Origin of the sequence: Paraburkholderia sp. 22098 (assembly GCF_052045935.1) — a bacterium.
Taxonomy (GTDB): Bacteria; Pseudomonadota; Gammaproteobacteria; order Burkholderiales; family Burkholderiaceae; genus Paraburkholderia; species Paraburkholderia caledonica.
The window spans coordinates 83,104-96,238 of the sequence record NZ_JBQEPV010000016.1; the positions used below are offsets into that span (position 1 = coordinate 83,104).

11 protein-coding genes and 1 pseudogene are annotated in these 13,135 nt (G+C 62.2%); 6 read left to right on the plus strand and 6 right to left on the minus strand.

The window, feature by feature from the left end:
* The first annotated feature begins 269 nt into the window (after positions 1 to 269).
* From ACTJLB_RS27125 to ACTJLB_RS27135, 3 genes and pseudogenes are all read left to right on the plus strand, one after another.
* A complete protein-coding gene (locus ACTJLB_RS27125; protein ID WP_440785126.1) occupies positions 270 to 659 on the plus strand; it encodes a hypothetical protein in 390 nt (129 codons plus the stop codon).
* Positions 660 to 823: 164 nt separating this feature from the next.
* Positions 824 to 3,109 carry an LPS-assembly protein LptD gene (locus tag ACTJLB_RS27130; protein ID WP_440785127.1) on the plus strand — a complete coding sequence of 762 codons (2,286 nt, stop codon included), beginning with the start codon at positions 824 to 826 and terminating at the stop codon, positions 3,107 to 3,109.
* Between the two features lie 6 nt (positions 3,110 to 3,115).
* A pseudogene (locus tag ACTJLB_RS27135) lies at positions 3,116 to 3,277 on the plus strand (quinone oxidoreductase); the annotation flags it as partial.
* 83 nt (positions 3,278 to 3,360) lie between these two features.
* Here the strand turns inward: ACTJLB_RS27135 and ACTJLB_RS27140 are convergent.
* Genes ACTJLB_RS27140 through ACTJLB_RS27165 form a run of 6 tightly spaced genes read right to left on the minus strand, consistent with a single transcriptional unit; the run spans position 3,361 to position 9,242 of the window.
* Positions 3,361 to 4,056: an SDR family NAD(P)-dependent oxidoreductase gene (locus ACTJLB_RS27140; protein ID WP_440785129.1), complete on the minus strand. Its 696-nt coding sequence runs from the start codon at positions 4,054 to 4,056 to the stop codon at positions 3,361 to 3,363.
* A gap of 20 nt (positions 4,057 to 4,076) precedes the next feature.
* The gene (locus ACTJLB_RS27145) at positions 4,077 to 5,417 is read right to left on the minus strand and encodes an NAD(P)/FAD-dependent oxidoreductase (protein WP_440785131.1); all 1,341 of its coding nucleotides are present in this window, start codon (positions 5,415 to 5,417) and stop codon (positions 4,077 to 4,079) included.
* Between the two features lie 23 nt (positions 5,418 to 5,440).
* On the minus strand, positions 5,441 to 6,238 hold the full coding sequence (locus ACTJLB_RS27150; protein WP_440785133.1) for an amino acid ABC transporter permease: 798 nt from the start codon (positions 6,236 to 6,238) through the stop codon (positions 5,441 to 5,443).
* A 54-nt stretch (positions 6,239 to 6,292) separates the two neighbouring features.
* Positions 6,293 to 7,105: an ABC transporter substrate-binding protein gene (locus ACTJLB_RS27155; protein WP_440785135.1), complete on the minus strand. Its 813-nt coding sequence runs from the start codon at positions 7,103 to 7,105 to the stop codon at positions 6,293 to 6,295.
* A 33-nt stretch (positions 7,106 to 7,138) separates the two neighbouring features.
* Positions 7,139 to 7,864 carry an amino acid ABC transporter ATP-binding protein gene (locus ACTJLB_RS27160; RefSeq protein WP_440785137.1) on the minus strand — a complete coding sequence of 242 codons (726 nt, stop codon included), beginning with the start codon at positions 7,862 to 7,864 and terminating at the stop codon, positions 7,139 to 7,141.
* 52 nt (positions 7,865 to 7,916) lie between these two features.
* The gene (locus ACTJLB_RS27165; RefSeq protein WP_440785139.1) at positions 7,917 to 9,242 is read right to left on the minus strand and encodes an NAD(P)/FAD-dependent oxidoreductase; all 1,326 of its coding nucleotides are present in this window, start codon (positions 9,240 to 9,242) and stop codon (positions 7,917 to 7,919) included.
* 148 nt (positions 9,243 to 9,390) lie between these two features.
* On the opposite strand from ACTJLB_RS27165, the gene ACTJLB_RS27170 reads away from it, so the two are divergent.
* The 3 genes from ACTJLB_RS27170 (at position 9,391) to ACTJLB_RS27180 (ending at position 13,036) form a co-directional block, all read left to right on the plus strand.
* On the plus strand, positions 9,391 to 10,293 hold the full coding sequence (locus ACTJLB_RS27170) for a LysR substrate-binding domain-containing protein (protein ID WP_310357480.1): 903 nt from the start codon (positions 9,391 to 9,393) through the stop codon (positions 10,291 to 10,293).
* Between the two features lie 249 nt (positions 10,294 to 10,542).
* Positions 10,543 to 11,565: a methyl-accepting chemotaxis protein gene (locus ACTJLB_RS27175; protein ID WP_440785141.1), complete on the plus strand. Its 1,023-nt coding sequence runs from the start codon at positions 10,543 to 10,545 to the stop codon at positions 11,563 to 11,565.
* 445 nt (positions 11,566 to 12,010) lie between these two features.
* A complete protein-coding gene (locus ACTJLB_RS27180; protein ID WP_179214085.1) occupies positions 12,011 to 13,036 on the plus strand; it encodes a GlxA family transcriptional regulator in 1,026 nt (341 codons plus the stop codon).
* The last annotated feature ends 99 nt before the right edge of the window (positions 13,037 to 13,135 follow it).

A 13,135-nucleotide genomic window follows, 5' to 3' on the forward strand; every position in this document is an offset into this window, starting at 1 on the left:
GAAGGAAGCGTAGGGCGCGTGTAACCCGGCGGCGCATTCACGCTGCTATTGTCAGATCGGCGATTGCGCCACCCGCATAACGCGATCTGGAGGGTTGGTCATGATGGAATATTTTTCACCGGCAGTGGTTGCGGCAATCTTGCGCGTCAGTTCGTCGCCGATCTTTTCCGCGCGCCTCGCTATGGTGTCGCTGTTGGTTCGCCGCGATGCATCGCGTCATGAGGTCGGCACCGTGGAGCGAGCCTGCGCTATGGCAGAGGACGCAACCCGTGTCTGACATTTCGGCTTTCTTGCTCAATTCGATTACCGACATGCAGTTAACTGCCGATGGCCAGTACCTTCTGATTCACGGCAATCAGCCCACGGCCGCGTTGCATCGCTCGGTACTTAACGATCTGCTTGTGGCGCTGCCCAATGCAATAGAACACGCCGACCGCGTAGCCCATAACGATCAGCAGATGGGCTTCGCGCTGCAGTGCCAGGGCTGGGAAGTCGGCAGGCTGAACGGCATGGGAATGGTGGTGATCCGCTTTCATCTATCGGCGAATGCGGGACTGTCCTTCTCATTGCCCGCCGACCAGATTCCCTTTCTGCTGCAAGCGCTTGGCGGCGTCGTGGCTGCGGAGGAGCCTCGCGCCGGCGGCACGACGCTGCAATAACGCCGCGCCGTTTGTTGGCACATGGGCGCCACGTTGCGGGCACATTGCCGGCATCGCCGCGATTTCTCTCGCATCGCTGCGTCCTTCATTCTTTCCTATCGTTACCTCTTTTGAAACTACGCAGTGTATTTCGGCGCTTTCGCTTAAGGCCGCTCGTTTCCCTGATGCTCTTCACCGCCGGCTACATACCGCTTGCCGGTCACGCGCAATTGAGCGGCGCCTCGGCACAGCCGGAATCGGTGGATGGCCCATGGGGACTGCGGCTCGCGCCGCAACTGACCGAGCAGCCCATGCGCGCGGAAGATCGGCCGGCAATCTCGGCGTTCGCCGACTCTGTCACGGCCACGACGGACACCGACGTATCGCTCAAGGGACACGCGCAATTGCGGCGCAACGTGTCGATCGTGAAGGGCGACGCGTTGCATTACGACGTCGATGTCGACAAGGTCGATGCCTATGGCAACGTTCAGCTTGTTCGAGATGGCAACGTGTTCGCTGGACCTGACGCACATTTCTACGTGGACGCGAATGAAGGCTATATCAGCGTGCCAAAGTACCGGTTCCATCTGACCGGAGGTTGGGGCAGCGCCCGGCGTATCGATCTCGTGGATAAGGAGCGCTCGGTCGTGCATCACGGCACGTACAGCACCTGTCAATGCGAATCGCAGCCGGCGTGGTACGTGAACGCGTCCGAGTTCGATATCGACACAGGCACTGACGAGGGTATCGCTCATAACGGCGTGCTGTTCTTTCAGGGCATACCGCTGCTCGCGAGTCCGTGGCTTTCGTTTCCGCTGTCGGGCGCGCGACGCAGCGGCCTGCTGCCGCCAACTTTCTCGATGAGTTCGACCAATGGTGTAGACGTGGCGCTCCCGTACTACTTCAACCTCGCGCCCAATTACGATCTCACGCTGACGCCGCGCATCATGACGCGCCGGGGCGCGATGCTCACAGCGGAATACCGTTACTTGCGCCCCAACGATTCGGGCTCCCTGTCCGTGGCGTTTTTGCCGCACGATGCGATTACCAGGACGCAGCGCTATTCGATTGCGCTCAAGGACAACTGGAGCTTCGGCTCGGGCTTTGGCGCATACGTCAATTACAACCGCGTCTCCGATTCCACGGTGGTGACCGATCTCGCCTCCGGCGTCGCCTTTCCGACGGGTTCAACCACCCTATACCAGCAGGAAGCCGGACTGACCTATTCCGACGGGCCGTGGACCGTACTGGCTCGGGAGCAGCGCTGGCAGTCGTTCTCCAGTGACTCGACGTACAACCGCGAGCCGCAGGTCAATGTACGGTACGCGCGCTATAACGTGGCCGGCTTCGACATCGGCGCGGAAACGGATGCGACACGCTTCACGATCTCGTCGTCGGATATGACGCAGGGCAATCGTTTCGTTTTCAACCCTTACGTGAGCTATCCGATCGAGCGGCCGGGCTGGTTCATCACGCCGAAGCTCGCATGGCATTTCGCCGCATATGATCTGACGTCTATCGGATCGGACGTGCCTGCAGGCGAGGCGAAATCGTTCAGTGTCAACGTGCCGACGTTCAGCCTCGATTCGGGCATGCGCTTCGAACGAAGCGTGCGACTTTTCGGGCAGTCGTACATTCAGACGCTAGAGCCGCGTCTGTTTTATGTGTACACACCTTATCGCAACCAATCCTATGTTCCGCTATTTGACACCGCCACAGCGGACTTCGGGCTCGCCGAGCTCTTCATGGCAAACAGCTTTGTCGGCAACGACAGAGTGTCCGATGCGAATCGGGCGACGGCAGCATTGACCACGCGTTTCATCGACCCCGCGAGCGGCGAAGAGCGCGCCCGCTTCGTGCTCGCTGAACAATATGACTTTCGCACGCCGCGTGTGACGCTGCAGTCGGACGACGCGATCAGTACCGTTGCGCGTACCGGAATCATTCTGGGTGCGTCGTACAAGGTTGGGCCGAATCTCAGCGCGGAGCAGGCCGTTGAGTACAGTCAGGCCAATCATTACCTCACGCATGCGGAAGCCGGCTTTGGTTGGGCTCCCGGCGCACATCAGGTGCTGAATGTGGCGTACCGCTACACGCGCGCCAACAGCACGCTCGATTACCAGCCGGTCAATCAGTTCATTGTTTCGGGGCAATGGCCGCTTGCGCGTAATGTGGTGAGTGTTGCGCGCGTCAATTACGACATGAGCACGCACCGTCTGATTGCCGGCCTGCTCGGAGTTCAGTACGACGCCGATTGCTGGTCATTCGGGGTCGCGTTTGAGAAGTACACCAATGCCACGAGCTCCGCGACGTCGCCGAGTACCGGCACGCGGGCGCTCATGCAGCTCCAGTTGAAGGGATTTTCGCAGGTCGACAATGGTTTGCTCAATCAGTTTCGCGCGAACGTGCCGGGTTTTACGCCAACTTCGACGGTAGAAGAGCCCACCTCGCGGTTCAGCGATTATCAGTAGAGGGCAGGACATGTCTCGGTACAACTGGCACGCGCACTGGGCGCACAGGTCTATGCGACGGCAAGTACGCGCGACCATGCTCTCGTTATGTATCTGGGCGCTACGCCGATCGATTACCGTGCTCGGTCTGTCGAGCAGTACGTCGAATTCATCACGCAGGGCGCCGGACACTCATAGGCGTCAGCGATTGCACGCAGGCAGGCAGCCAGGCCACCGTTGCTTGGCTTTAGCTCAAGAAGCGCAGGCGGCCGCTAAAGCGTCTCCTCATAGCGGCAATTAACGAGCAGTTCCGCCAGGCTCGTCGTATTCGGCAACTCGATAGTATTCACCACCAGAAGCGCCAGGTCTTGCGGCTGCGTCATCGCCATCGGTTCAATATCGGCGATGGCTGCGGCCATGTCCGTGTTGACGAAGCCGGGGCATACCGCGGTCGCCCGCACGCCGTCGTCCCAACCCGCACGGCGCACCGCATGGGTGAGCGCCACCATCGCGTGCTTCGACATCTGATAGCCGACGTTCAGGTTCTTCACGCGTTTACCGGAAAGCGACGCAAGCTGCACGAAGCGTCCGGCTCCTGCACGGCGCAAATGCGGCAGCGCCGCCTGCGCGAGCCGGAAAGGTGCGTTCACGTTGATCTCGAAGGTTTCGGTCAGGAGCGCATCGGTGCCGGTATCGAAGTCGATCATGCGGCAGATGCCCGCGTTGCTCACCAGCACGTCAATGCGCCCGAAGCGCGCGATCGTCGCATCCACCCAGGCGCGGGCGGCTTCGGGATCGCGCGCCTCGTAGGGATGCAGGAACGCATCGGGCACGCCATCGTAAGCGTGCATATCGCGCAGACCGAGCGACAGCCTATAACCGCGCCGCGCCAGTTCCAGCGCAATCTCGCGTCCGATGCCGCGGCTCGCGCCCGACACCATCGCCACTTTGTCCAGGTGCAATTCCATGTGCTATCGGTCCTCGCTTATCAGAATCCCGCGTCGATCGTGATTTTCGAGCCGTCGCTGAAGCGCCCAAGACGGAACGCGTGCGGGTCGACGAGCGGTGCGTCGCCGTTGACGAGGTCGGCCATCAGCCGGCCCGCGCCCGGCCCGATTCCGAAGCCGTGTCCCGAGAAACCGGTGCCGATGAACATGCCCGGCACGCGCGCGACTTCGGAGATGACGGGGATCGCGTCCGGCGTCACGTCGATGTAGCCGGCCCACCGCTGCGCGATGCGTGCGCCCGACAACTGCGGAAACGCTTCGGTGAACGCCTTGAGACCCTTGTCGACGTATGGCACCACGGGGTCCGGATCGAGCGTGCGAACATGTTCGAAAACGGTCGATTCGTTGAGCGCCCAGCGGCGCGGCCGCTTGAGTTCGTCGAAGAAGCGCTTGCCGATCTGGATCTGTAGCGCGCCCATCTGACTCTTCAATGCTTCAATGTATTTGAAGAAGAGGCGGAACGAATCGGGCGTCAGATCGGCGTGCGTACGCAGGCCGTACGCGACCGTGTAGCCGCCGTCCGCCCGCTTGCGAAACGCGAATTCCTCGTTATTGGCGCTGCACGTGGGACCGCCTTCGAGGGGTTCGGTACGCAGCACGGACGCACGCGTGAGCAGTTGCGGCAGCTCCACGCCGAGATTGCCGCAGAAATAGCGCGTCCATGCGCCGCCTGCTACGACGACCGCATCGCAGCGAATCGTCCCATGTTCGGTGACGACCGCGCTCGCCCGCCCGCCGCTCGTCTCGATGCCGCGCACCGCGCACGGCGTCAGAATACTGACGCCCTTGCGTCGCAGCGCGTTGGCGATGGCGGGCGCGGCCTTTTGCGGTTCCGCGCGGGCATCGCCCGGCGTGAAGATGCCGCCCTTGAACGTCTGCGTCGCGCCGGGCAGCAGGCGTGAGACTTCATGCGTGTCCACTTCGCGCGTGTCGAAGGCATCGTCGCCTGCTATCTGACGAGCGCGCTTTAGCCAGTCACGGTGACGTTCGAGCACGGCGTCATCGTTCGATACGTACAGGATGCCGCACTGGTTGAAGCCGGTGTCGATGTCGAGCATTCTGTCGAGCGTGCGCCAGATTTTGAGGCTTTCGATGCTCAGCAGAAATTCGCGAGGATCGCGCCTCGTCACGCGGACCCAGCCCCAGTTGCGGCTCGACTGCTCGCCCGCGATGTGCCCCTTCTCGCACAGCGCGACGGACAGTCCTTTTTCGTGCAGCGCAAGCGCCGTTGATACGCCGATGATGCCGCCGCCGATCACGACCACATCGGCGCGTTCGGGCAGCTTGATATCGTCGGCGACGGTGTCGACTTTAGGACCCATGGTTTATTTCAACGAAGTGAGAGTTACGGACGACGCTCGGCCACGGCCGCTGTCTGCGACTGCAGCGCTTCTTCAGCGCGCACGTTGCGCCCGGCGCGCGATGTCTTCTGCCGGCGCGCGGCGGGGTTGATGAAGCGATTGGTCCAGCGGTCCAGATGATTGATCGTGTGCGTGAGCGGCACGGTGATGAGCAGATACACGGCGCCTGCCGCGACGAGCGGCGACAGGTTGGCCGTGTTGACGGCCGCGTTTTGCCCGATGGTGAACAGATCGCGCTGCGAAGTGAGCAGCCCGAGGAAGTACACGAGGCTCGAATCCTTGACGATCGAGATGAACTGATTGGCAAGCGCGGGCAGAATGCGCCGCACGCCCTGCGGCACGATTACATGACGCATGCCGCTCCAGTACGTCATGCCGAGCGCCTGGCACGCGGACATCTGCCCGCGTCCGACGCTCTGAATTCCCGACCGGAAGATCTCGGCAATATACGCCGAGGACACCAGCGCCAGCGCGACGATCGCAAGCGGATACGGATTCGGCCCGAACAGCGAGAGTCCCACCGGCGCCAGGCCCTGGCCGACCACAAGGATGACGAGCGCGGCGGGCAGGCCGCGGAAGACATCCACGAAAACGCGCACGGGCCAGGTCAGCCAGCGCGTGTGCGATACGGCGCAGAGCGCCAGCGCCATTCCTGCCACGATGCCGAGCGCAGTCGAGACCACCGACAGGATCAGCGTGTTCACGAGACCCGTGCCGATCAGCGTCGGCAGCGATTCGACGAGCAGCGGCCAATCCAGGAAGTTCTGCAGGAGTGCATTCATGGAGACTCTCTCCTTGCGCTTGACGAGGCGCGACAAAGCAACAATGGCGGGCGGTTACTTCATCGCGTACGGCGGCATTGGATCAGGCTTCGGATAGCCGGGATTGAAGTGCTGATAGAGCTTGAGCCACGTCCCGTCCGCCACCAGTTCGCCGATCGCCTTGTTGACCGCCCCTTCGAGCTTCGCATTGCCCTTGCGGATCGCGAAACCGGCGGGAAGATTCGAAGCTGAGATGTCGAGCCTGTCGGCGAGCTTCAGGTCCGGATACTTACCTTGCAGCGCTTCGAGCAAGGTCTTGTCGATGAAGTAGCCGTCGATGTACTTGTTGCGCAGCGCGAGAAAGCCCGCGTTGATGTTCGGAAAGCGGACGATCTGCGCGCCCGGCAGATAGCTCTGCGAATACGTGTCCTCGATGGTTCCCTGCACGACTCCGATGCGCTTGTCCTTCACCGATGCGACGTCCGCGCCGATCGTGCTGTCCGGCAGCGTACCGACGCTCAGGAGACCCGTCAGATAGCCTTCCGAGAAATCGACCATCTTGAGGCGTTCCCTGGTGATCGAGATCGAGCCCGCGGCAAGATCGACCTGCTGATTCGCCACGCTCGGCAGCAGACCCGCGAAGTCCTGCGCGCGGAAGTCGGCCGTGAGCCCGAGTTTCGCGGCGATAGCGCGCACCAGCTCGACGTCGAAGCCCGTCATCTTGCCGTTGTCGATGTACGAGTACGGCTTGTTGTTCGCATCGACGCCGGCCACGATCTTGCCCGGCGTCAATGTGCCGACGTCATCGGCGGCGCGGGCGGCGGTCGTCGCGCCGACCAGGAACGATGCGGCCACGGCGAGATGGCGTGCGAGACGAAGTAATCGCATGGTGAGGCTCCCTTGAAATGGACAGCGGTTGGATCAATGCAGGATGCGCGAAAGAAAGTCTCGCGCGCGTTCGGAGCGCGGCCGTTCGAAGAAGGCTTCGCGCGTTTCGTCTTCCACGATCACGCCGCGGTCCATGAACAACACGCGGTCGGCGACGCGCTTTGCAAAACCCATCTCGTGCGTGACGCACAGCATGGTCATCCCGTCCTGCGCGAGCGTGGTCATCACGTCGAGCACTTCGTTGACCATCTCGGGATCGAGCGCGGAAGTCGGCTCATCGAACAGCATGGCGACCGGGTCCATCGAAAGCGCCCGCGCAATCGCCACGCGTTGCTGCTGACCGCCCGACAATTGCGCCGGATACTTGTCCTCGTGACCGCTCAAGCCCACGCGGCGCAATAGCGAGCGTGCGCGCTCACCGGCTTCGTCGCGCGCGCGGCCGAGCACGTTCATCTGCGCGAGCATCAGGTTGCGCTGCACCGAGAGATGAGGAAAAAGTTCGAGATGCTGAAACACCATGCCGACCCGCGCCCGCAGCCGCGAAAGATTCGCGCGCTTCGCCGTCACGTCGATGCCGTCCACGACGATCTGCCCGCTCTGTACCGCTTCCAGCCCGTTGACGGATTTGATGAGCGTGGACTTGCCGGACCCGGACGGCCCGCAGATCACGGCCACTTCACCGCGCGCGATGCTCGCCGTGCAGTGGTTCAATACGCGAATGCCGCCGTACCACTTCGAAACGTTGTTCAGCTCGATCATTGTGGCTCCTTTAGATGCTTCGGCTTCCTGATTGAATCAGCTCGTCATCGCTTCAAGAGAGTGCTGCTCGCACGCGGCCGTGCCACATATCGCCGATACGGTACAGTGCGCTGCCGACGGGTACCGCAAGCGTGCTGGCCATTCCGGCCCCTGAGAGGGGAAACGCACCTTCGCCGAATGCACCGACATCCTGCTCGACACCCGCCATACGTTTTCCGATGCGATGCCCGAGATAGCTCATCAGCGCAACGCCGTTGCCGTTGCAGCCGAGCGCATAGTGCACGCCGTCGTGCTGGCCGACGTGCGCGAGCCTGTCCCCGGTCATTGCGACGAAGCCTTTCCAGGAATGCGTGACGCGCACGTCCCGAAGGGCGGGCCACAATTGCACGAGCTTCGCGTACAACCGCCGCGCGGCCTCGCGTTCATCGATCTCGCGGATGGCGGGCCGCGACCCGAAGATCATTCGTGTGCCGTCCGGCGATGGCCGCGTATAGAAGAGATTGCGCTTCGAATCGCTGATCATGCGGCGGCCTGGATTGAGGACGTCCATGAGGCCTTCGGGCAGCGGCTCGGTAGCAATCTGATAACTCGCGACCGGCAACACGCGGCGCGAAAAGAACGGCAGCAGTGGACCTGTATAGCCGTTGGTAGCCAGCAGCACCTGCCGCGCATCGAACACGCCGCGCGCGGTGTGCACGCGAAACCGCGTATTTCCCATTCGTTCGATCCGCTGCACTGCTGCGTGCGAATGCAGCGTCGCGCCGCGCCGGCGCGCGAGGTCGCGCAGCGCACGATGATATTTCGCGGTATGCAGTCCGCCGTATTCGTCGACGAGAATGCCGCCGTAGTAATAGTCGGAGCCGATGATGCCGCGCTGCGCATCGCGCTCGATCACGTGCACCGTGACGCCGGTCTTGTCGCGCAACAACTGGCCTTGGCGACGCAGCACGTTGAAATGCGTGGGCGTATAGGCGCCGAAGAAGCGGCCGGTGATATGCAGGTCTGCGTCGAGCGATTCGTCTGCGATGATTCCCTTGAGATAGTCGAAGCTCGCCATCGACTCCTGCATCAGGCGCGTGAGACGTTCAGCGGACACGCCGCGAATGGCGTTGGTCAGCGCAAGCTTCTGACCGCTCGACACCATGCCCCCGCTGCGGGTGCTGCCGCCAGCGCCGATCTCGGCGCCATCCAGCACCGCGACGCGCGCGCCATGCTTCGCGGCCTCCGCCGCGGCCGACAGCCCGCAATACCCGCTGCCGACGATCGCCAGGTCCACGTTCGCCGGCAAAGGTTCCGGCGCGACCTCGGGCGGTGCGGCATCCCACCAGTACGGGGCGCAACGGAAGGTTTCGTGAAACAGCAACGCATCGGGACGCATGGACTTGGCCCTGTTCGTTTGATCGAGTCCAGTGTCGCGCTCGCAAATCATCCGGTCAAATAGCGCCAAAAACGGCTTCCATTCATTTCTGATATGGCAAGCTGAGACTTCGGCCGATGTTTTGCGCGGCCCACGTCCGGAGAAAACGATGAATCTCAGGCAGGTCGAGGCGTTTCGGCTGGTCATGCTGCGCGGTTCGATGACGGCCGCCGCCGAAGAACTCGGCACATCGCAACCGAGTATCAGCCGGTTAATCGCGGAACTGGAAGCCGCCACGGGACTGACGCTGTTCGTGCGCAATGGCGGACGCATTCATGCCACTGATGCTGGCAGCGCGTTCTATCGCGAGGTGGATCGCAGCTTCGTCGGTCTGGAGAAGCTGCAGCATTCGGCGCGAGAGATTCTTGAACTCGGCAGCGGACGGCTGCGGATCGTGGCAGCGCCGGTCCTCGCGCTGTCGTTTCTGCCTGCCGTGATCGCGCGCTTCGCTGACGCCCATCCGCGCGTCGCGGTGTCGCTCGAAATGCGCAGTGAGAGCACGATCCAGCGCTGGGTGTCGTCGGGACACTGCGACGTAGGCTTCGCGACCACCACGCCGGATGCGTTCGGCGTGATGAGCGAGGAACTCTATGAACTGGCGGGGCTATGCGCGTTGCCAGCGCGTCATGCGCTAGCGGCGCGCACGCGGATTCGCGCGGCCGACTTGCGTGGCGAACGGCTCATCCTGCCTTCCTATGCGGACGATACGCGTGCCGCGCTCGATCGCGCGCTGCGTCCGGCGGGCGCGGATCAGGTGCCTGCGATCGAGACGCCGTATGGCGCGACCATCTGCGCGCTCGTGACGCGCGGCGCGGGCGTGGGCATCGTCAATCCGCTCGCGACCGTGGATGCCGATCCTGCGCGCATCGTGTTCCGGCCGTTCGCGCCGGCGATCTGGTTTCGCGGCTTCACCCTTTATCCGCAGACGCCGCGAGGCAATCCGTTGGTCGGCGAGTTTCTCGAACTCGTAGGTGAGCAGATGGCGGCGTTGAGGCGGGGCGCGCATATCTGAGTCCACGCTCGTTGACCGAACACAAGCTTCTTGCGACCGACTGTAAATTGAGTTCTAAAGTATTCCCTTGTGATGCCGTTCATGAGTTGTTTGAGTTGTTTGCACGTCGAAGTATTCAGTTGGCAACGAGAACCGCCCAACAAGAAAGAATAGGAATGCGACAGCACCACAACGGCGCTCGCCAGCATCACTTTGGTGCGGTCGGTCGCACGAGGCAGATGAATCTAAACCGTAGCCCGGGGAAAAGTCATGGCGGACGCCAATGAGATTGTCGATTTGACGCGAGAAGTTCACCGTATAGCGAAGGGCAACGTATCGGATATCAACGACATCAATCGTGAAACCACCTTTCTCGCCATCAACGCGCTGATCGAATCGGCCCGTGCCGGCGACGCCGGGCGCGGCTTTGCCGTGGTCGCAAATCAGGTCAAGGTAGTGTCGCAACGCATCGGACAGTTGACCACCGAACTGAGCCGCGAACTCACGGCCCTAGGCGACCGGATGATCACGCAGCTCGAGCAGCAGGAAGCGCAGCGCCTCACGGATCTCGCGCTCAACATGATCGAGATCGTCGATCGCAACCTCTACGAACGCTCCTGCGATGTGCGCTGGTGGGCGACCGACTCCGCGATCGTCGATTGCGTTGCGCACGACACCCGCGAACACCGCGCGTTCGCGTCAGAGCGGCTAGGCGTGATTCTCGACAGCTACACCGTGTACCTCGATCTGTGGGTGATCGACATGGAGGGCAACGTCGTGGCCACCGGCCGGCCTGGCCAGTTCGCCACGGCAGGGCAAGCGAACGTGGCGGACGAGCCGTGGTTCAAGGCGGCGGCGAAGTCGGCGTCGGGCGCCGAGTATGCGGCGGCCGAACTCGCGTCGATGGCGGCGCTCAATGGCGCCGCCGTGGCGACGTACGCGGCGGCGATTCGCGAAGGCGGCGCTAACCGGGGGCGTCCGCTCGGCGTACTGGCGGTATTCTTCAATTGGACCCCGCAAGCTTCGACGGTAGTCAAGGGCGTGCGTTTGTCGGTGGAAGAGTGGACGCGTACGCGCTGCCTGCTCGTCGATGCACGCAAGCGCGTGATCGCCAGTTCAGACGACAAAGGCGTGCTGCAGGAAGTGCTGCCGCTCAAAGTGAGCGATCCGAAGGCGGGCGCGTATCGACCGGACGCGGACACATTGGTGGCCTACGCCCTCACGCCGGGCTACGAAACATACGAAGGGATGGGGTGGTACGGCGTGATCGTGCGCAAGCGCGCGGGGCGGTGAAGGGAGTCGCCCACACCATCCGCCGTTTAAGGATGGTGGTCGATCGGGCGCGCCGGTGGTCCTACCAGGGAGGCGAGTACAACGACGGCTTTGAGAGTGGGTTGACATGTTCGAACGCTGGTTTGGGCTACAGAAGCTACTGCTGACGGAAACCCCTAAAGCCGCGAAAAGTTCGGTTACACGCTTTGTCTTCACCGTGCGAGGCCTAACGTGCCAAAACCCGATTTTCATCGAGCGTTGAGTCCGAACCAGGGCCGTTCCGCCCGGCACGACTACTTTTCCCCTTCTTGTTCTGGCTTCAAGACCCGGGGTCGAACACATTCGCAACTGTAAGGGGCCGACCAAAGCGCTCTGGCCGCTCCTTCCTTTCTGATCAATCGTTGACAAGTCGCCAGCAATAAGGGCAAGTTTGTCGGTTTCACAAATGCCGACGGGTGACCCGACGATGGAACGATCCTCCAATAACGCCCTCGAAATGATCGCAGCGGCGGCCGACCCGTTGCGCGTCGGATTCTTTCTGGTTCCTGATTTTCCGATGATGACCTTCGGCGCCGCGGTCGATCCGCTCCGCCAGGCCAATCGCATCTCCGGGCGCGCGCTTTATAAATGGAGCTTCCTATCCATCGATGGCGCGCCTGTTCACTCGAGCGCGGGCGTCCCGTTTCCGATCGACTATTCGATCGCCGACATGCCCCCCTGCGATCTGATCATCCTCTGCGCAGGGTTGAATCATACGAAGGCTTACAAACCTGCTGTGTTCAAATGGTTGCGCTCGGTGCATGGCCGGGGATGCGTGCTCGGCGGCATCTGCGCCGGTCAGTTCCTGATTGCCAAGGCGGGCCTGCTCGACGGGCGCCGTTGCGCCGTTCATTGGGAGCTACTCGCGGCGTTCCAGGAAGAGTTTCCGCGCAGCGTGGCGTCCAACGCCATCTTTGCGGTGGATGGTCCGTTCGTCACGTCGTCCGGCGGCACCGTGACCCTCGACATGATGCTGCACCTCATCGCGGCGAGCAAAGGCCGCGATATCGCGAACGCGATTTCCGACCAGTTCAATCATCCGGAGATCCGTCAGCAGGATTCGGCTCAACGTCTGCCGGCGCAAATGCGCTTCGGCATCCGCAATCCCAAACTGCTCGAAATCGTCAAGGTGATGGAATCGAGCATCCAGAATCCCGTCGATCTCCAGGTGCTCGCGCGCCGCGTACAACTGTCGACGCGTCAGATTGAACGCCTCTTCGTCACGCATGTCGGCAAAACACCGTCGGCTTTCTACGCCGGCTTGCGCATGGCCCGCGCGCACGATCTGATTCTTCAGACGGATCTGTCCATCTCTGACGTCGCGGAAATATGCGGCTATATGTCGGCGGCGCGCTTCGGCCGGATCTATCGCGCGCATTACGGCAGCACGCCGAGAGAAGTCCGGCAGGGCGGTGTTGCGCGCCGTCAACCGCTGACTGATTCCTCACGCTGACCTTTCACGACCAATGTCACGCAAGAAGTGCGATGTCGCTTTTTGTACCTGAAATGTCGCATTCGCGTTTTTGTTCAAATCTTGAATCGACTTAACCTG

Excerpts from the sequence above, each read along its gene's own strand:
- ACTJLB_RS27130 (WP_440785127.1), top strand. The coding sequence starts at position 824 with ATGCTCTTCACCGCCGGCTACATACCGCTTGCCGGTCACGCGCAATTG.
- ACTJLB_RS27140 (WP_440785129.1), bottom strand. The coding sequence starts at position 4,056 with ATGGAATTGCACCTGGACAAAGTGGCGATGGTGTCGGGCGCGAGCCGC.
- ACTJLB_RS27145 (WP_440785131.1), bottom strand. The coding sequence starts at position 5,417 with ATGGGTCCTAAAGTCGACACCGTCGCCGACGATATCAAGCTGCCCGAA.
- ACTJLB_RS27150 (WP_440785133.1), bottom strand. The coding sequence starts at position 6,238 with ATGAATGCACTCCTGCAGAACTTCCTGGATTGGCCGCTGCTCGTCGAA.
- ACTJLB_RS27155 (WP_440785135.1), bottom strand. The coding sequence starts at position 7,105 with ATGCGATTACTTCGTCTCGCACGCCATCTCGCCGTGGCCGCATCGTTC.
- ACTJLB_RS27160 (WP_440785137.1), bottom strand. The coding sequence starts at position 7,864 with ATGATCGAGCTGAACAACGTTTCGAAGTGGTACGGCGGCATTCGCGTA.
- ACTJLB_RS27165 (WP_440785139.1), bottom strand. The coding sequence starts at position 9,242 with ATGCGTCCCGATGCGTTGCTGTTTCACGAAACCTTCCGTTGCGCCCCG.
- ACTJLB_RS27170 (WP_310357480.1), top strand. The coding sequence starts at position 9,391 with ATGAATCTCAGGCAGGTCGAGGCGTTTCGGCTGGTCATGCTGCGCGGT.
- ACTJLB_RS27175 (WP_440785141.1), top strand. The coding sequence starts at position 10,543 with ATGGCGGACGCCAATGAGATTGTCGATTTGACGCGAGAAGTTCACCGT.
- ACTJLB_RS27180 (WP_179214085.1), top strand. The coding sequence starts at position 12,011 with ATGGAACGATCCTCCAATAACGCCCTCGAAATGATCGCAGCGGCGGCC.